This window comes from Corallococcus exiguus (assembly GCF_009909105.1).
Lineage (GTDB): Bacteria > Myxococcota > Myxococcia > Myxococcales > Myxococcaceae > Corallococcus > Corallococcus exiguus.
Window position 1 is genome coordinate 903,205 of record NZ_JAAAPK010000001.1, and the last position, 17,847, is coordinate 921,051.

Consider the following 17,847-nt stretch of genomic DNA (forward strand, 5'->3'; position numbering starts at 1 on the left):
CCGACGTCACTTCAAAATCCTCTTAAAGCTCCATCGTCTCAGGGGGCGGGCTGTCCGCTGAGTTACGAGGAATCGGCATATAACAACAGCCCTGATGACCTCACGCCTCGCGCTCTTCGCCGCCCTGTCCCTCGGCGCCTTCCTCTTTGGTTTGTCGATGCTGGCGACGGCGTTCAGAGGCGCCGCCGCGCTCCCGGCGTCGCTGGTGCTGGGCCTGGGCTTGCTGGCCCTCGTCATCGTCACCTTGCGCCGGGCGCCGAACTGGCGGAGTGGTGGCGCCTTCTCGCTCTCCGGGAAGGCCTGGAAGTGGCTGTCGTTGGCGGGGGCGCTGCTCTCGGGGCTGGGGGCCGTGGCCGTCGTCCTCGACAAGTACTCACTGCCACTGCCGGGCGGCGAATGCCTGGGCTCGAACTGCGACCTGTCGTACTGGCTCACGTCGCTTGCGTTCGTGTCCTGCTTCTTCGGTGGATGGCTCGTGTCCGCGGCGCTGTTGGGCGCCTACGGACTGCTGCGAGCCATCTCCTCGGCAGCGGTGTGGGCCGTGTCATTGTCCGTGGGTGCCGGCACGTGCCTGCTCTACCTGATTGTGCACATGGGACCCTAGAAGCCCTTCAGCGCTCCACCGTCGCAGGCAATGGACTGGCCGCTGATATACGCGGCCGGCTCCGACGCCAGGAACGTCACCAGCGCCGCGAACTCCTCCGGCCTGCCCAGCCGCCTCGCGGGGATGTTCGGCGCCACCTTCTCGTCGGACAGGCCCAGGTCCTTCATCCGGTCCGTCGCGTGGTAGCCCGGCAGCGCCGCGTTCACCGTGATGCCATACGGCGCCACTTCATTGCTCAGGGTCTTCACCAGCCCCAGCAACCCCGCGCGTAGGCCGTTGGACACCGTGAGGTTGTTCATCGCCTCGCGCGCCGCCGTGGACGTCACCAGCACGATGCGGCCCCAGCCCTGTGCCTTCATGCCCGGCAGCGCTTCTTGAATCGCATCCACCGTGGCCAGCCACAGGCTCTGGAACCCTGTCTGCCATTGCTCCACCGTGATGGCTTCGAAGCCACCGGACGGCGGGCCTCCCGCGTTCACCACCAGCACGTCCAGGCCGCCCAGCTTCTGCGTGACTTCGCGCACCAACCCACGCGCGGCCCCCGGCTGAGTCAAATCACACGGCACCGCCAGCGCCGCGCCCAGCTCCTTCGCTGCCTTCTGGAGCTTCTCCCCGCCTCGCGAGGACACCGCCACCGTCGCGCGCTCCTTCACCAGCGTGTCCGCGATGGCGCGCCCCAGCCCCGATGACGCGCCCGTCACCAGCGCCCGCCTACCCTTCAAGCCGAAATCCATCCGCGTGCTCCTCCATGAAAGGGGTCAGCCGGCCGCGAATCAGCTTCGCCGCCAGGTCCAGGTCCACGTCCTCCGGCCGCTTCAGCTCCCGAGCCAGCTCCGACACGATGCCGCCCGCGATTGCGCCCACGCCGTACGCCAGCCGATAGGGCACGCGGCTGAAGCTCACCAGCGAGTAGCGGCTGACGAACTCACCCGGGAACGCGTTGAGCAGCACCTTCTCCACGCCCTTCTCCAACAGGAAGCGCGGATCCGCCGTGCTGTCGCGCATCTCGATGAAGTTCTCCACCGCCATGTCCGCGATGGCGTCCGCGTTCGTCTTGCGCAGCCGCTCGAACGCATCGAAAGCCGCCGCCCAGTCCGTCCGCCGCTCCAGCAGCGAGTCCAGCACCACGCAGTCCTCGAAGCCGCAGTTCATCCCCTGCCCGTAGAAGGGGACCATCGCGTGCGCCGCGTCACCCAGCAGCAGCGTGCTTCCTTCCGCGTGCCACGGCGCGCACTTCACCGTCACCATCTGTCCGGTGGGCCGGGAGAAGAACTCCTCCACCAGCCCGGGAATCAGCGCCTTCGCGTCCGGGAACTGCTCCTGGAAGAACGCCTCCAGCGCGGCGGGCGTGTGGAGCGACGCGAAGCTCACCGGCCCCTCCCACGGCAGGAACAGCGTGCACGTGAAGCTGCCGTCTTCATTCGGCAGCGCGATGAGCATGTACGTGCCGCGCGGCCAGATGTGCAGCGCGTGCTTCTCCATCTGGAAGCGCCCGCCCTCGCCCGGCGGAATCGTCAGCTCCTTGTAGCCATGCCCCAGCGTCTGCGAGTCCGCCTGGGAACCCGTCTGCGATTGCAGCGCCTGCCGCACCGCCGAACCCGAGCCGTCCGTGCCGAACACCACCGCGTCGCGGACCTCCCGCGTCGCGCCCGTGGCCTCATCCAGCACCGTGAGCGCCCCCGCCGCCGGATCCGCCTGCGTCACCCGCTGCCGGAAGCGGATGGACACGCGGCCCGTGGCCTCCGCCTGTGTCATCAGGAACTTGTTCAGCCAGCCGCGTGACAGGGAGTTGATGTGCTGCGAGTCATCCTTCCCATACGGCTGGAAGGCCAGCTCGCCCTTCACCGGGTGGATGACCCGCCCGCGCATGGGGATGGCGTGCTTCAGCGCCTCCTCCTCCAGGCCCACCTGCCGCAAGGCATGCAGTCCGCGCGTGGAGATGGCCAGGTTGATGGAGCGCCCCGCGTCCAGCGTCTCGCGGCGCATGTCCGGGCGGCGCTCCAGCACCTCCACCGTGTGGCCCCGGCGGGCCAGGTACAGCGAGAGCAGCGAACCCACCAGGCCCGCTCCCACCACCGTCAGCTTCGACTCATTCGAGGGCATGGGCCTCCAGCGCCTTCACGAAGCGGAAGACGTCCAGGTACGTGTTGTAGAGGGGCGCGGGCGCGGCGCGGATGATGTCCGGCTCGCGGAAGTCGCAGATGATGCCGGCCGCGGACAGCCGCTGGAGCAGCCGCTTCGGCTCGCCCTTGAAGCGCAGGGACAGCTGCGCCCCGCGCTGCTTCAAATCTCGCGGCGTGGTGATGGTGACGTACCCCGCGGGCAGCCGGTCCAGCAGGAACTCCAGGTAGCCCGTCAGCTGGTCGCTCTTCGCGCGCAGGGCCGCCATCGTCGCTCTGTCGAACAGCTCCAGCGACGAACGCAGCGCCGCCAACTGGAAGATGGGCGGGTTGGACAGCTGCCACCCCTCCGCGCCCGGCAGCGGGTCGAAGGTGGGGCCCATCTCGAAGCGCGTGGCCTTGTTGTGCCCCCACCAGCCCTCGAAGCGCGGCAGTTGGGGCGAGTGCGCGTGGCGCTCGTGCACGAACACGCCGCCCAGGCTGCCCGGTCCGCCGTTGAGGTACTTGTACGAACACCACACCGCGAAGTCCGGCCCGTCGTCGTGCAGCGACAGCTTCAGGTTGCCCGCCCCGTGCGCCAGGTCGAAGCCCACCTTGCAGCCCTGCGCGTGCGCCACGCGCGTAATCTCGCGCAGGTCGAACGCCTGTCCGGTGAGGTAGTTCACGCTGCCCAGCATCACCAGCGCGAGCTCCTTCCCGTGCCGCTCGATGGCCTCCAGGATGTCCTCGGAGCGCAGCGTGTCCTCGCCCTCGCGGGGCATCAGCCGGACGATGGCCTCCTTCGGGTCGTAGCCGTGGAAGCGCGCCTGCGACGCCACCGCGTACTGGTCCGACGGGAAGGCGCCGCCTTCAATCAGGATCTTGAAGCGCTCACGCGTGGGCCGGTAGAACGACACCATCATCAGGTGCAGGTTCACCGACAGGGTGTTCATCACCACGACTTCCACGGGCTGCGCGCCCACCACCCGCGCCACCATCTCGGTGAGCTGCTCGTGGTAGGGCAGCCACGGGTGGCGGCCGTGCACGTGGCCCTCCACGCCCAGCCGCTCCCAGTCCTCCATCTCCATCTGCACGTACTTGCGCGCCTTGCGCGGCTGCAACCCCAGCGAATTGCCCGCCAGGTAGATGGCCGGCGCTCCAGAGGGAGCGGGCGGGAAGAGGAACTCGTCGCGCAGGGGCCTCAGCGGATCCGCTGCGTCCAGGCCGTAGGCGAACACATCGGTGTTCTCGTAGACAGGGGCCGTCATGGTGCGAAGTCCTCGTGCGAGCGCCCCAGCCACTCCAGGGCATTTCGGGACAGCAGTTGCTCGCGCACGGAAGGCGCCAGGTCCGTCAGCGACTCGATGAGCGTGCCGGGCCGCTCCTCGCCCAGCGGGAAGGGATAGTCACTGCCCAGCGCCACCTTGTCCGCGCCGAACAGCTTCACGATGCCGCGCAACGTCTCCGCGTCGTGCACCAGCGAGTCCACCCAGAACCTTCCCAGGTAGTCGCGCGGCGCGACCTTGTTGTCCACCGCGACCAGGTCCGGGCGAACCTCGAAGCCGTGCTGGATGCGGCCCAGCGTGCCGGGGAACGCTCCGCCGCCGTGCGCGAACGCGAGCCGCAGCTTCGGCAGCCGCTCCATCACCCCGCCGAAGATGAGCGAGCAGATGGCCAGCGACACCTCCGCCGGCATCCCCACCAGCCACGGCAGCCAGTACTTCGCCATCTTCGCCTCACCCATCATGTCCCACGGGTGCACGAAGACGGCCGCGCCCAGGTCGCTCGCCGCCTGGAAGAAGGGGAAGAGGGCCGGGTCGGACAGGTTCAGGTCATTGACGTGGCTGCCAATCTGCACGCCCGCGAACCCCAGCGTGCGCACGCAGCGCTCCAATTCCTTGACCGCCAGGGCGGTGGATTGGAGCGGCACCGTGCCCAGGCCCACGAAGCGCTTGGGCGCTGTCGCCACCGCGCCGGCCAGGTGGTCGTTGAGGAAGCGCGCCACCTCCAGCCCGTCCTGCGGCTTCGCCCAATAGCTGAACAGCACCGGCACCGTGGACAGCACCTGCACCTGGACGCCGTGCGCGTCGCATTCCACGATGCGCTGCTTGGGGTCCCAGCAGTTGCTTTCAATCTCGCGGAAGAACTTCCCGTCGTCCCGCATCATCCGCGCGCGGCAGGGCGCGTGGTGGTCCAGCGCGATGAAGCCGCCGTAGCCGAAGCGCTCGGCGAACCGGGGCAGCTCCGGGGGGAGGAGGTGCGTGTGGATGTCGACCTTCACTTGGGCGCACCACCCCGCGCCACCTTCGTGCCGCACTTCTTGCACGTGCAGTTCTCGGGGTTGCCGTAGAAGTGCTCGAACACCGGCGGCAGCTGCGTCACCAGGTTGGTGACGTGCAGCGACTCCTCATAGAGCTTCTCGCCGCACTTCGGGCACAGCCACAGGAACGAATCCAGCTCCTGCGGCTGGCGGCGGCGCTCCAGCACCAGCCCGATGGTGCCCGCGGGCCGCTGCGGCGAGTGCGGCACCTTGGGCGGCAACAGGAAGATTTCGCCCTCGCGGATGGGGACGTCCTGCACCTGGCCGTCGTCGATGACGCGCAGGGTGATGTCGCCCTCCAGTTGGTAGAAGAACTCCTCGCCCTCGTTGACGTGGAAGTCCGTGCGCGAGTTGGGCCCGCCCACCACCGTGACCATGAAGTCCCGGTCCTCCCACACCTGCTGGTTGCCCACGGGCGGCTTGAGCAGGGGGCGGTGCTCGTCGATCCACTTCTTGAAGTTGATGGGGGTCAGTCGGCCCATGTCACTCGTCTCCAATGGTGGCGATGCACTTGAGTTCAATCGCGATGGGCGTGGGCAGCGCGTTGATTTCCAGCGTGGTGCGGCACGGCGGGTTGTCCTTGAAGTACTCCGCCCACAGCCGGTTGTACGTGGGGAAGTCCCGCTTCATGTCCGTGAGGTACACCGTCACGTCCACCAGCCGCTCCCACGACGAGCCAGCGTCCTCCAGGATGTAGCGCACGTTGCGGAACACGGAGTGGCACTGCGTCTCGATGTCGTACGAGACGATGTTCCCCGCCGCGTCCAGCTCCACGCCCGGAATGGCCTTGCTGCCGCGCTCGCGCGGGCCCACGCCAGAGAGGAACAAGAGATTCCCCACACGGCGCGCGTGGGGATAGAGCCCCACCGGCTCTGGGGCCTTCTTCGAATCGATCCGCTCGCCAGCGCTCACGTGTGGCTCTCCAGGCTCAAAGCTTGATGCAGACGTTCTTGGGCTCGGTGAAGAAGCGCAGCGCGTCCCAGCCGCCCTCGCGGCCCACGCCGGATTCCTTCACTCCACCAAACGGCGTGCGCAGGTCGCGCAGCATCCAGGTGTTCACCCAGACGATGCCGCTGTGCAGCCGGGACGCGAACCGGTGCGCGCGCGCCAGGTCCTTCGTCCACACGCTGCCCGCCAGCCCGTAGCGCGTGGAGTTGGCCCACGACAGCACCTCCTCCTCGTCGTCGAAGGGCATGATGGTCGCCACCGGGCCGAAGATCTCCTCCTGGTTCGTGCGGCACGTGGGCGCCAGGCCCTCCACGAGCGTGGGCTCGATGAACCAGCCGTTCGCGCAGCGGCCGGGCACGTTCGCGCGCTGGCCGCCGGTGAGGATGTTGCCGCCCTCCTGCTTCGCGAGCGTGATGTAGCCCATCACCTTCTCGAAGTGCTCGCGCGACACCAGCGCTCCCTGGTCCGTGCCGTCCACCAGCGGGTCGCCCACCTTGAGGGCCTTCGTGCGCGCGACCAGCGCTTCCTTGAAGCGCGGATACAGCGAGCGCTGCACGAAGATGCGCGGGCCACACAGGCAGATCTGCCCCTGGTTCGCGAACGACGAGCGCAGCGTGGTGGCCAGCGCGTCGTCGAAGTCGCAGTCCGCGAAGATGACGTTGGGGTTCTTCCCGCCCATCTCCAGGGACAGCTTCTTGAACGCGGGCGCGGCCACGCGAGCAATCTCCGCGCCCGTGCGCGTGCTGCCGGTGAAGGAGATGGCGCTCACCTCCGGGTGGCGCGTGAGGGGCCCACCGACGTGAGGCCCCAGGCCGTGCACCAGGTTGAGCACGCCCGGCGGCAGCCCCGCGTCGCGGCACACCTGCGACAGGAGGAAGGCCGTCATCGGCGTCACCTCCGACGGCTTGGCCACCACGCAGTTACCCGCCGCCAGCGCGGGGGCAATCTTCCACGTGAGCAGGTACAGCGGCAGGTTCCACGGCGAGATGCAGCCCACCACGCCCAGCGGCGAGCGCAGCGTGTAGTTGAGCGCCACGCCGTCCATGGGGTGCGCTTCACTGGAGAACTGCGTCGCCGCGTCCGCGAAGAACTCGAAGTTGAGCACGCTGCGCGGGATGTCCACCGTGCGAGCCACCGCCAGCGGCTTGCCCGTGTCGATGGACTCCGCGCGCGCGAAGGCGTCCAGGCGCTCGTGGATGAGGCCGGCGATGCGGCGCAGGTACCGCGAGCGCTCCATCGCCGGCAGGGCGGCCCACGCGGGGAAGGCCCGGCCCGCGGCCTCCACGGCGGACTGCACGTCCACCTCGCGCGAGTCCGGCACGTGCGCGTAGAGCTGGCCCGTCGCGGGCTCCGGCTTGTCCAGCCACTGGCCGCCCGCCGCGGGCACCAGCTCGCCACCGATGTAGTTGAGGACCTTTTCCACGGGCGCGCCCTCCAAGGAGACGCGGCAATGTATGTCGCGGCCGTCCGCGGCCTCCAGGATTCCGAACAGTCGGCGTCGGATGGCGCTCGCTTGCGCGGCCGTCTGGCTCCCAGCGTCTCCGGGACCCGCTCCACTGGTGAATCCTTGGTGGAATTGCGGGCCGGGCATGGAAAAGATTCGCGCATGACCTCGACTGTGGATGTAGCAGCCCTGGCTGGAATCCTGGACGCGGCGCGGCGCGAGCGGCGAGAGATACCGCCCCTGTCACACGCGCACCCGACCCTGACCGTGCCGGATGGCTACGCGGTGCAGGCGGAGGGCATCCGGCTGCGCGAGGCCCAGGGTGAGCGGGTGGTGGGCCTGAAGATGGGCTTCACGTCGGAGGCGAAGCGCCAGCAGATGAACCTGGGCTCGCCCATCTTCGGCGTGCTCACGGACCGGATGCGCGTGCAGCCCGGCGGCGTGGTGCGCGTGGGCGCGGGCATCCACCCGCGCATCGAACCGGAGATCGCCTTCCGCACGTCGAAGGAACTCAAGGGCACCGTGACGCGCGATGAAGTGCTGGACGCGTGCGACGCGGTCTTCGCGGCGATGGAGGTGCTGGACTCGCGCTTCGTGGGCTTCAAGTACTTCAGCCTGCCGGACGTGGTGGCGGACAACGCGTCGTCATCGCTGTTCGTGCCGGGCACCCTGGAGCGCGCCCCGCGCGAACTGGACCTGACGAAGCTCCAGATGCGCATGGAGGTGAACGGCAAGGTGGAGGGCGAGGCGCGCTCGGACGCCATCTCTGGCGACCCGGTGGTGTCCCTCATCCAGCTGTGCGCGCTGCTCGCGGAGCGCGGTCAGGTGCTGCCGGCCGGAAGCCTGGTGCTGTCCGGCGCGGCCACCGCAGCCTACCTGATGAAGCCCGGCGACCACGTGCGGCTGACCGTGGACGGGCTGGGCACGGTGGAAGTGACGGCGGCGCCATAGTCCGGCGACGCCTCAGTACAGCAGGCCGTTCTTCGGCTGGAGCGGCGGCGGCAGCTCGGATTCGCCCAGCATCTGCCGCAGGTTGATCTCGATGGTGCGGCACAGCGCCGTCATGGGCGTGTCGCTGACGCCGTCCTCGAAGGGGTTCTCCACGTCGCGGCCCACCGCGTCCAGGGCGATGAAGAGGAACGCGATGATGGCGGTGATGAGCGGCGTGAGCACTCCCAGGTCCGCGACGACGCCCAGGGGCAGCATGGTGAGGTAGGCGCGCACCATGGCGTGCGGAAGGATGTCGTACTGGCGGGGCAGGGGCGTGTTCTTGATGCGCTCGCACGCGCCCAGGTAGTTGGTGAGCTCCGTGAGCGTCGCGTCCATCGCCACGCGCAGGTAGACCTTCTCCGGGTGCTCGATGTCGCTGTACACGCGGCGCATGCGCGTGCTCATCCACAGCAGGATGGCGGCGGGCACGTTCTGCTCCACGCGCAGCGCCTCCAGCACGGACGGCCGGAAGTACGGGGTGATGTCCGGGAAGGGGTCCTGCCGCCGCAGGTGGCAGCGCAGCGCGTTCACGAAGCCAATCTGCGCGTAGACCAGCTCGCGCGCGTCCTCGGTGATGCCCTCGAACATGCCGGTGATGATGCCCCGGGGGGACTCCACGGCCGGATGGACGAACGTGGCCAGGTTCGCGCGCGGGATGCTGGGACCGCGCAGGTCGCGCGCCTGCCCGAACTGGTCCCGCACCGCGCCGTCACCCACCTTGGACCAGGCGGGCGCCAGCGCGGGCCCCTCCGGCTGCACGGCCACCTGGACCAGGCGCGACGCGGCGGAGGGTGTCTCCGGCGTTCCGTCACTGCGCTGGGCGCGAGGGGCGGGCAGGAAGCTGATCACCTGCCGGGCCAGCGTCCGCGACGCGTTCACCAGCCCGCCCCAGAGGGTGCGCGCTTCCCACCAACGCTCGTAGGCGGAGTTGTTGCGGAAGCCGAGCAGCACGCCCAGTGCCGCGGCCAGCAGCGTCACCGGCAACGCAGGCACCGACAGCCACCTGGCGTCCAGCACCTCGTAGCCCAGCGAGATGGCCAGCGCGATGGCGATGTGGACGACGACGGGGCGCCCCGTGTAGCGGAGGATGATCCGCCAGGACAGCATCCGACCGACGATCATCTCCCGGGGCTCCTCTTCGCGGGGCGTGCTGCGTGAGGAGCTGGATGTAGTGATGCCCCCGAGGCGCGGCAATGCGCCGCGTCACCTTCGCGCCCCCCGTCCGGCCGCAAGTCCCCTCCGCACGCCCGGGGAGCGTGCGGAAGCGGACGAAGGACGCGTGCGCCCGTCAGGCCCGCGACTTGGAGAAGACGATGCTCGCGCCCGTCGCCGGCACCGTCACGGTGAAGGTGCGCTCCACGGTGGCCAGGCCGTTGCCGCCGCGCGACGCCAACTCCAGGAAGAACGCGCCCGTGGCCTTCAGGTGGAAGGACTGCGCCCACGACTGGGACAGCGCCTTGAACGCGCCCTTGAAGACGGCGGGCGAGCGCTGCTCGCTGTTGCGCAGGTCCAGCAGGCCCGCGCGCAGGTCGTGCCACTTGGACACGGTGCCGGGGTTCTTCTGGATGACCTCCGCGAACGTCAGCATGCCGTTGCCCAGCAGCCCTTCGACGTACGCGAAGTGCCCGACCAGCGGATTCTTCTTCAAGGTCGCGCCAGCAATGTTCGCGGCCACGGCGGCGGACCAGTTCTGCTCCAGGTACTCCTTCCACAGGGGCGCGTAGACAGCCTCGCGCACGGTGGGCCGGTCGCGGCACGGCACGCCGTACCAGGGCAGGGCCCGGGCCAGCGCGCGAGCGAAGGCGGAGTGTGCGTCCGGATCCGCCGCGTGGGTGATGACGTCGCGCAGCGTCCGGTTGTCCAGCTTCAGCTCCACCCGCGTTTCAATCTCCTTGCCGCCGGAAGCGTCGCGGATGCGCTTGAGGACCTCCTCCTCCTCGGCGTCATCCAGCGCGCCCCAGATGATGGCCTCGTCCACGGCCTGGCGCAGGTCGTGGTCCGACAGCTTGCGAGCGTCATGGGCCAGCAGCAGGTACAGGCCCAGGTCGAAGTCCGCCACGGTGGGCGACTTGCGGAACTCAGCCATGTCCGCCTTGAAGTCCGCGGTCCAGCGCATGTACGGCGTGAGCAGCGTGCCTTTGTAGCTGCGCACGCCCAGGAACGAGACGCGCTGGGGAGACTCCTTCTCCAGGCTGTTGCGCTGCACCACCTGGGTGAGCTCGTGCACGTCGCTGCCGCCCAGCGCCCACTTGCCCAGCTTCAGGGAGAAGCCCCAGGCCTTGGACTCCTTGTTGACCTCCTTCAGCAGGCACTGCTCCAGCGCCATGCCTTCGGCCTGCATGCGCTGCATCGCGCTGTCCATCCGTCCGGACACCAGCAGCGGGTGCAGCGCGCGGGCCTGGGCGTCGGTGCACACGGTGGACAGGAGCGTGGTCTGCTCGCGCAGGCGCAGGTACTCGTAGCGGAAGCCCGCCTCGAACTTGGACTCGGCCAGCGCCTGGACGCGCGCGCGCACGTCCGTGCGGAGCTTCTCCCACTGCGTTCGCAGCGCCGTGGTGTTGGCCTCCAGCTCACCGAAGCCCAGCCGGTCCAGGATGATGCGCAGGACCTTGGTCTCGTTCGCGGACAGGGTGTGCGCTTCCAGCTTCGTCATCAGGGAGTCGAACTCGGACAGCGGCACCGACAGGAGCCCTTCGAGCACACTCTCCACCTGGGCGACGACGGCGGCCGGGTCGGTGAGGCTGGCCTCCACGTGCAGGCTGGCCGTCACGCCCGCCTCGCGCGCCACCACCTTCTTCACCTGCACGCGCACCTGGCCGGCCGCGGGGCGGGAGAAGACGACGGCGTAGTCGTCCACCACCTTCACCTTGGCGGACACGGTGGCGCCCGCCTTGGCCTCGAAGGCCATCATGGTGCTGGCGGACAAGAGCTTCGTCAGCGTCTGGAGGTTGGACGTGTAGACGTCCGTCCAGTCCAGCGTCGCGGTGACGGACAGCTCGCCGCGCGCCTGGAACGCGATGGCGTCACCCACGCCCAGCTTGTCCAGCGAGGACGTGAGCAGGGGCAGTCGCAGCTCCGGCGCGTTCTTCTTCAGCGCGGCGCGAGCGTTCGTGTCCTGCGTGTGCCGGTGGTAGTCCGCGAGCAGCACGCGCACGTCGCCGTTGGCCGCGAGCGCCACGTAGGGCAGCGGGAAGCCGACGTCCGCCTTCACGCGCGCCTCCACGCCGTACTTGAGCCACGCCTGGTCGCCGCCGTAGATGAGCGCCGGTGCCAGCTGCGTCGTCGCGTCGCCGGGGGCCTCGCCCACCACGCCCGCCGCGTCCACGTCCGCCGGGGCGTCATAGCCTTCCACGAAGCCGCGCGCGGACACGTCGAACGCGAACGTCAGGGAGCCCAGCTTCTCTCCCGCGGGCAGCGCATAGCTGGCGGTCGGCAATTCCACGCGGATGTCCGAGCCCTTGAGCGGCGCATCCGGCAGCACCTTCGACACTTCGTCCAGCAGCGCGAGCTTCCACGACATGACGGCTCCCTCCCACGACGTCCACGGAAAGGCCGCATCCTACATGGTCGGTCCCACGTGGGAGGCCGGACGTGAAGCGGGCGCGAGCGACCCACCAGGGAGTCGCCGTCACCGGCTCAAGGCACGTCGTGGACCCGCTGGAGCGCGGGCGTGCCGTCCGCCTTCACGACCAGCGGGTCGGGCATCAGCCCCGGGATGCAGGAGCGGATGCTGACCTGGGTTTCATCCACGGGCTCCAGCACCAGCGACGTCGTCCGCGTGGGGAGCGCGCGCGGCCACTGGCCCTTCTCCGCGCGGGCCACGTCCACCTCCGCCAGGGCGATGAGGGCTTCGGAGCGCAGCGTGCGCAGCTCCAGCGCTTCCATGTCCTCGGGAGACAGGCGCACCGACGGAGCCTCCTCCTGGCGGAAGTACTCCCCGGCCTTCCGTGTCTCCAGGGCCGCCAGCGAACGGCGGCGCTCCTCGGCCGGTTGATCCGCCACGGCGAGGAGGTGGTCCGCGTCCTCCACCCACTGACGCCACTGGAGCCGGCGCGACAAGGCCCCGGGCTGCTCGGGGGCGTCGAACCACGTGGGCGGCAGCTCGGCGCGGGTGTCGTCGGAGAGCAGGTCGCGGAAGGCGTGGAGCTGCGCGGCGACGGCCTCCTCGTGCAGCATCAGGGACACCGGCGGGAAGCCCTCATGCAGCCGGGTGAGCTGCGAGATGGCCTGACGCTTGCGGGACAGGGAGGCCGCGTCGAGCGCGTCCGCGCAGGCCCGCCACGTGCGCGCATAGCCGGCCGCGGACAAACGCTGTCCCACGAGCCCTCCGCCCAGGGCCAGCTCCCGGCTCAGCGCGAGCGCGTCCAGGCACGTGTCCACCGCTGGATCCGCCTCACCCCTCGACACGAGCCGCCGGGTCTCCAGCGCCGCGTCCTCCACCACGTGCCAAAGCGCGTGGATCAGCGCGTCCCGCCGCGACACCTCCGGACCGGACAGGGGACGCAGGTCCTCCGGAAGACCGCCGGACTCCGCGTGGGTGGCGGCGAGCACCCGCCGCATCAAAGGCAGGCCCTGCTCCAGGGCTTCACGGCGGGAGGCGGGAAGGTCCGTCACCGGAGCGCGTCCTTCCGTCACGGCCTCCAGGGTCGCGGCCTCCGCCGAGGTGGGGGCCGGGGTCGCGCGGGCCTGCTGGAGCAGCGCGGGCAGGAGCGGAACCATCGCGTCCCCGAAGGTGCCGGGCCGCGTGGCGGTGACGTGCGCCGGACGCGGGTGCTCCGCGTGCGTCAGCGTGTTCACCTCGCGCAGGAGCCGTTCCTCCAGCGCGTCGGTGCGCAGGTGCTGGTGCGCCAGCGCCCCGAGGCTCACGAGGACGGACAGGGACACGCCTCCCATGAGGGCGGGGAGGGGGCGCTTCAAGGCCATCGGGACGGAACTCCAGGAGGGGGACCTGGAATGTCGCACGAAACGCCAGGCCCCCAACAGCCACCCACCGAGGGCTACGTTGCCTGGCGAGCAGGAGCCTCACCTCCAGGTCATGGAGCCTGTCAGGTCCTCTACCGGGCAGGCGTGCTCAACCGGCGCAGCAGGTGCTCCGCCAGGTCGCGGGCCTGCGAACGGATTTCAGGTACGGCTGTGGTTTCCCACAGGTCCCCCCGCCGCGTCGGGCCCAGCGTGAAGAGGTGGGCGGAGGGCTGTCCACGTGCGTCCAGCACCTCGCCGTCGGGCGCCGTCGCCAGCCCCATGCCCAGCGAGTCCGCGCGAGCCTGTCCCGCCTCCAGCAGGCCGCGCAGGACGGGCTGGCCGCGCGAGGCCGGGTTCGACTCGGGGCCGGTGCAGTTGATGACGTGCTGCACGCGCAGCACCTGGGGCTCGCGCTCGCCCCGGGGACGCAGGTCGACCGCCACCGCGTCCGGCTCCAACTCGAAGCGGAGCACTCGGCCCGAGTGGAGCGTCAGCCGCCCCTCGCGCCGCCACGCGTCCATCACGTCGTGGATCTCCGGCGCCATGCGGTGGCGGTGCACCTCCCAGTACGCCCGCAGGTGGCGCAGGAACCGCCGCCGCTCCTGCTCCGACAGTCGCTGCCACAACGGCGTCGTCACCGGCCGCAGCGAGTCCACCGCCGCGCGCCAGTCCGCGCCCGCCGCCGCCTGCGCGTCGACCTCCTGGCGCATCGTGCGCAGCACGTCGCGGATGCGCAGCGTGCTGAACGGCACCACGCCCTGCGCGGAAGGGGACGCGGCCTGCGTGGCGGTCTCCGCGTCGCGGCAGCGGTCCATCTCCCGGCGCACCGAGCGCAACAGCTCACGGATGCGCAGGGGCTCCGCCGCCGCGGGCGTCTTCGCGCCATGCGCGCGGTGCGGGTGCGGCAGCAGGCCATGGCGCGACAGCGCGTGCACCGGGCCCTGGTGACCGCGCTCGCCCAGCGACAGCACCGTGTCCACCATGGTGAGCGCCGTGCCGATGAGCAGCACCGACTCACCGGAGCCGATGCCCTCCATCGCCCCGGGCACCCACGGCGAGCGGTGATAGCGCTCGCTCGAGTACAGCCCGCCGTCCGGCACGCGCAGGTCCGCGGGCATCGCGTTGCCCAGCGCCAGCACCGCGCCCTTCGCCTCCAGGCTCTGGCCGCTCGCGAGCGTCACCTTCACGCCGTCCGCAGTGTCCTCCACCGCGGTCACCTCGTCGCGCGGCGTCTCCAGCTGGACGCCCGGCGCGGCCTTCGCGGCGGTGTCCTTCAGCACGAACTCCAGATACTGGCCGTAGCGGCGGCGCTCGGCGAACGCGGATGGCGGCGTGTCCGGCGCCTCCACGCGAAGCCAGCGAAGGAAGTGCTCCGGGTCGTCGACCCAGGCGCTCATGCGGCCGGCCGGGACGTTGAGCAGGTGACGCGCGCTGGTGGTGGAGTACGCGACCCCCCGGCCCAGGCGCTCCCCCCGCTCCACGAGGGCCACGCGCAGGGGCGAACGGGCGCCCCGCAAGAGACAGGCCGCGAGCAGCGTTCCGCTGGCGCCCGCGCCGATGATGATCACGTCCTGCCGGGAGTTCACCGCGCGATTGTAGGTCCGGCCCCCTCGGATGCCATCCCTCCCGAGCGTCGCCACCCGCTCGGATTGTCCGTAGGCCCACGGCCCCTGGCCTTCCAGGCCCACCCTGTGACGGCGGGGCCCGGCGGACCTCAAACCGCCTGGTGCGCCTCGGGCCGCGCGGGGAGGGACGGGGCAGGGGGCGCGACCGCCAGCCGCTCCCCGATGCGCGTCAGTCCCTCGCCATCGCGGGCGCGCGCATGCACTCGCGGATAGTCGGCGAACGCGGTGCCCAGCCACCGGTCCAGCACCACGGTGTACAGGCCGTAGTGCCCCTGGTAGCGCGCGTGGTGCAGCGCGTGGAACGTGGGGGTGAAGAAGACGCGGCCCACCCAGGACGTCACGAAGCGCTTCGGCAGCCACTCCGTGTTGCCGTGCCCGAACGCGTTGAGGACGTAGTTGGTCAGCATGTAGGCCAGGACTCCCACCTGCGTGCCCGGGAACACGTGCATGGCCGCGAAGTGCAGGCCCAGCCCGCCGCCCATCAGCACCACCCGCTCCACCACGGAGAACGACAGCGCGGTGAGCGGCTCCGTCACCTGCGCCACGTGGTGCTGCGCGTGGAAGCGGTAGAAGCGCGGCAGGTGCAGCAGCCGGTGCGTCACGTAGAACCACACCTCGAAGCCCACGAACATCCACGCGTACGACCACAGCGCCGTGGACAGGCTGAACGGCGCCATCAGGGGGCCGCTGAAGTACCGGAACGTCCCGATGAGCACCGCGTCCGTCACCACCACGCCCACCGCCGCCAGCGCCTCGCTGCGCAGCTGCCCCTTCGCCAGCTCCCGCCGGTAGACCCGGAAGCGCGCCGCCAGCCGCGTGCGCCACACCCCCCAGCCGACCGCCACCGTCAGCAGCTTGACGGTCCCGGAGATGAGCAGGACCAGCAGGAACAGCACCGGCAGCGACGGATTCTCAGGCAGCAGCGCATGCATCACGGACCTCGCGAAGGCCAGCACATCCCCGGGCCAGTCATGCCCGGACACCCCATGGATAATTCCCGCCCGTGGTTATTGTCAAATCTGACAATAGCGATGGGTGCGTTGAACGACGAAGCGGGGGCTAGGATGCGCCGCGATGGCATCCAAGCGTCCCCAGGGCCGGGCTCCGGCCCGGCGCACCTCCGCTCCCCGTCGCCCCGCGAAGCCCGCCGCGCCCCGGAAGCGGCGCACCCCGGAGGAGGCGCGAGACGCCATCCTCCAGGCCGCCGAGCCGCTGCTCGTGGAGCAGGGGCCGGACAAGGTGGGGCTGCAGGCGGTGGCGAAGGCGGCGGGGGTGAGCCACGCGCTCGTCACGCACTACTTCGGCACCTACGAGGCCCTGGTGCGCGAGGTGCTCCTGCGCCGCAACGAATTGCTGGCCGCGTCCTTCCGGGAGCACCTGCTCGCGGCGGACGCGCCTCCCAGCGCCGGCGCGCTGCTCGAGCGCTTCTTCACCGTGGTCCAGCAGGGACAGCACAGCCGGCTGATGGCGTGGGCGCTGCTCACCGGCCGAGCCGAGCACATGCCGCTCGTGCGCGCGCAAGGCCTGCGGCTGTTGGCGGACGCGCTGGAGTTCCAGTCGGGCCGCGTGGCGGAGGCGCAGGGCACGCCGCCGCCCTCGCGCGACACGGTGGACATGACGCTGCTCGTGGCGCTGTGCGCGTCGCAGTGGTTCCTGCTCGCGCGGGAGGCGCTGCTGCCCGTGATGGGCCGTCCGGCGGACGCGGCGTCGGACGCGAGGTTCCGCGAGGTGCTCGGCGGGATGCTCCAGGGGGCTCTCGGGATGAAGCCGCCCGGCGGAGGCTGAGGCTCAGGTCCAGTCGGCCTGCGGGCGCTGCGGCTGCACGAAGGCGCCCGCCACCGGCAGGGTCACGCGGAAGACGCTGCCCCGGCCGGGCGCGCTCTCCATCGTCAGCGTGCCGCCCAGCGAGGTGACGATGCCATGGCACACCGCGAGCCCCAGCCCCGTGCCCACGCCCAGCGGCTTGGTGGTGAAGAAGGGGTCGAAGATGCGCTCGCGGTGCTCGGGCTCGATGCCGCAGCCGGTGTCGCGCACCTCCACCAGCACGTGGCCGGGCTCTCCGGGACGCGCCACCACGCGCACCTCGTTGCCCTCCGCGTTCCCCGGGGAGATGGACTGCGCCGCGTTGAGCAGCAGGTTGAGGAACACCTGGCCCAACCGTGAGCCGTTGCCCTGCACCGGCGGCACGCCGTCGCACTCCACCACCAGCCGCGCGCGGTGCCGCAACTCGTGCATGGCCATCTTCGCCGCCGTGCGCACCACCGCGGCCAGCTCCGCGGGCCCGCTGCCCACGTCCTCCGCGCGCGACAGCGTCTGCAGGTCCCGCACGATGAGCCGGATGCGCTCCGCGCCGTCGCGCGTCTCCGCCAGCGCTTCCAATATCTCCTGCCGGTCCTGCTCCGACAGGCGCTCCTTCTGCTGCAGCTCCTGGTGGATGTACTCCAGGTTGCTCAGGATGAAGGCCAGCGGGTTGTTGATTTCATGGCCCACGCCCGCCGCGATGCGCCCCAGCGCGATGAGCCGGTCCGCGAAGAGCAGCTGGGTCTGCGTCGCGTGCAGCTGCTCCAGGCTGCTGGACAGCTTCGCGTTGGCGGCCTCCAGCGCAGCGGTGCGCTCGCGCACCGTCTCCTCCAGGAGCCGGTTGTCCGCGCACGGCGTCTCCACGGCGCACCGGGTCTTGGAGCCGGGGCCCAGGCGCTCGAAGGCCTGGCGGAGCGTGCCCCGCCGGCGCGTCATCGCCGTCAACCGCCCGACCTTCGCTCGTAACGTCATCGCGGCCCGCTCCACCCACGTCCATCCAACACCGCCGCCCCGTGCCCGGCAAGCTGTGCGCGAGTACGTGATGCCGTCGAGCG

The 17,847-nt window shown here is 70.5% G+C and carries 16 protein-coding genes; 3 read left to right on the forward strand and 13 right to left on the reverse strand.

Annotated elements, in window-relative coordinates:
* Positions 1–94: 94 nt before the first annotated feature.
* On the forward strand, positions 95–604 hold the full coding sequence (locus GTZ93_RS03800) for a hypothetical protein (protein WP_139919686.1): 510 nt from the start codon (positions 95–97) through the stop codon (positions 602–604).
* Here the strand turns inward: GTZ93_RS03800 and GTZ93_RS03805 are convergent.
* From GTZ93_RS03805 to GTZ93_RS03835, 7 genes are read right to left on the reverse strand one after another with little or no spacing between them, the layout of a single operon-like run.
* Positions 601–1,326 carry an SDR family oxidoreductase gene (locus GTZ93_RS03805; RefSeq protein WP_261777582.1) on the reverse strand — a complete coding sequence of 242 codons (726 nt, stop codon included), beginning with the start codon at positions 1,324–1,326 and terminating at the stop codon, positions 601–603. The genes GTZ93_RS03800 and GTZ93_RS03805 overlap by 4 nt on opposite strands.
* The gene (locus GTZ93_RS03810; protein ID WP_139919684.1) at positions 1,316–2,707 is read right to left on the reverse strand and encodes an FAD-dependent oxidoreductase; all 1,392 of its coding nucleotides are present in this window, start codon (positions 2,705–2,707) and stop codon (positions 1,316–1,318) included. Before GTZ93_RS03810 ends, GTZ93_RS03805 begins: the two co-directional genes overlap by 11 nt.
* A complete protein-coding gene (kynU, locus tag GTZ93_RS03815; protein WP_139919683.1) occupies positions 2,694–3,971 on the reverse strand; it encodes a kynureninase in 1,278 nt (425 codons plus the stop codon). Before kynU ends, GTZ93_RS03810 begins: the two co-directional genes overlap by 14 nt.
* Positions 3,968–4,984 carry an amidohydrolase family protein gene (locus tag GTZ93_RS03820; protein WP_139919682.1) on the reverse strand — a complete coding sequence of 339 codons (1,017 nt, stop codon included), beginning with the start codon at positions 4,982–4,984 and terminating at the stop codon, positions 3,968–3,970. Before GTZ93_RS03820 ends, kynU begins: the two co-directional genes overlap by 4 nt.
* A complete protein-coding gene (gene nbaC / locus GTZ93_RS03825) occupies positions 4,981–5,505 on the reverse strand; it encodes a 3-hydroxyanthranilate 3,4-dioxygenase (RefSeq protein WP_120577672.1) in 525 nt (174 codons plus the stop codon). The genes GTZ93_RS03820 and nbaC overlap by 4 nt, the downstream gene beginning before the upstream one ends.
* A 1-nt stretch (position 5,506) precedes the next feature.
* Entirely contained in the window at positions 5,507–5,935 is a 429-nt protein-coding gene (locus tag GTZ93_RS03830) for a RidA family protein (RefSeq protein ID WP_014393721.1), read from the reverse strand.
* 16 nt (positions 5,936–5,951) lie between these two features.
* A complete protein-coding gene (locus GTZ93_RS03835) occupies positions 5,952–7,394 on the reverse strand; it encodes an aldehyde dehydrogenase (protein ID WP_121752032.1) in 1,443 nt (480 codons plus the stop codon).
* A 183-nt stretch (positions 7,395–7,577) separates the two neighbouring features.
* On the opposite strand from GTZ93_RS03835, the gene GTZ93_RS03840 reads away from it, so the two are divergent.
* Positions 7,578–8,366: a 2-keto-4-pentenoate hydratase gene (locus GTZ93_RS03840; RefSeq protein ID WP_120577674.1), complete on the forward strand. Its 789-nt coding sequence runs from the start codon at positions 7,578–7,580 to the stop codon at positions 8,364–8,366.
* A gap of 12 nt (positions 8,367–8,378) precedes the next feature.
* Here GTZ93_RS03840 and GTZ93_RS03845 read toward each other — a convergent pair whose 3' ends face one another.
* From GTZ93_RS03845 to GTZ93_RS03865, 5 genes are all read right to left on the reverse strand, one after another.
* Entirely contained in the window at positions 8,379–9,527 is a 1,149-nt protein-coding gene (locus GTZ93_RS03845) for a bestrophin family protein (protein WP_139919681.1), read from the reverse strand.
* A gap of 166 nt (positions 9,528–9,693) precedes the next feature.
* Positions 9,694–11,925, reverse strand: a complete 2,232-nt coding sequence (locus GTZ93_RS03850) for a hypothetical protein (protein WP_139919680.1) — start codon at positions 11,923–11,925, stop codon at positions 9,694–9,696.
* Positions 11,926–12,041: 116 nt separating this feature from the next.
* Positions 12,042–13,328 carry a hypothetical protein gene (locus GTZ93_RS03855; protein ID WP_161662645.1) on the reverse strand — a complete coding sequence of 429 codons (1,287 nt, stop codon included), beginning with the start codon at positions 13,326–13,328 and terminating at the stop codon, positions 12,042–12,044.
* 131 nt (positions 13,329–13,459) lie between these two features.
* Positions 13,460–14,953, reverse strand: a complete 1,494-nt coding sequence (locus GTZ93_RS03860; RefSeq protein WP_139923466.1) for an FAD/NAD(P)-binding protein — start codon at positions 14,951–14,953, stop codon at positions 13,460–13,462.
* A 128-nt stretch (positions 14,954–15,081) separates the two neighbouring features.
* On the reverse strand, positions 15,082–15,924 hold the full coding sequence (locus GTZ93_RS03865; RefSeq protein ID WP_139923468.1) for a sterol desaturase family protein: 843 nt from the start codon (positions 15,922–15,924) through the stop codon (positions 15,082–15,084).
* 142 nt (positions 15,925–16,066) lie between these two features.
* Here GTZ93_RS03865 and GTZ93_RS03870 point away from each other — a divergent pair, with 142 nt between their 5' ends.
* Positions 16,067–16,777, forward strand: a complete 711-nt coding sequence (locus tag GTZ93_RS03870) for a TetR/AcrR family transcriptional regulator (RefSeq protein ID WP_120581176.1) — start codon at positions 16,067–16,069, stop codon at positions 16,775–16,777.
* A gap of 3 nt (positions 16,778–16,780) precedes the next feature.
* Here the strand turns inward: GTZ93_RS03870 and GTZ93_RS03875 are convergent, their stop codons facing one another.
* Positions 16,781–17,764 carry a sensor histidine kinase gene (locus tag GTZ93_RS03875; protein ID WP_120593218.1) on the reverse strand — a complete coding sequence of 328 codons (984 nt, stop codon included), beginning with the start codon at positions 17,762–17,764 and terminating at the stop codon, positions 16,781–16,783.
* Between the last annotated feature and the right edge of the window lie 83 nt (positions 17,765–17,847).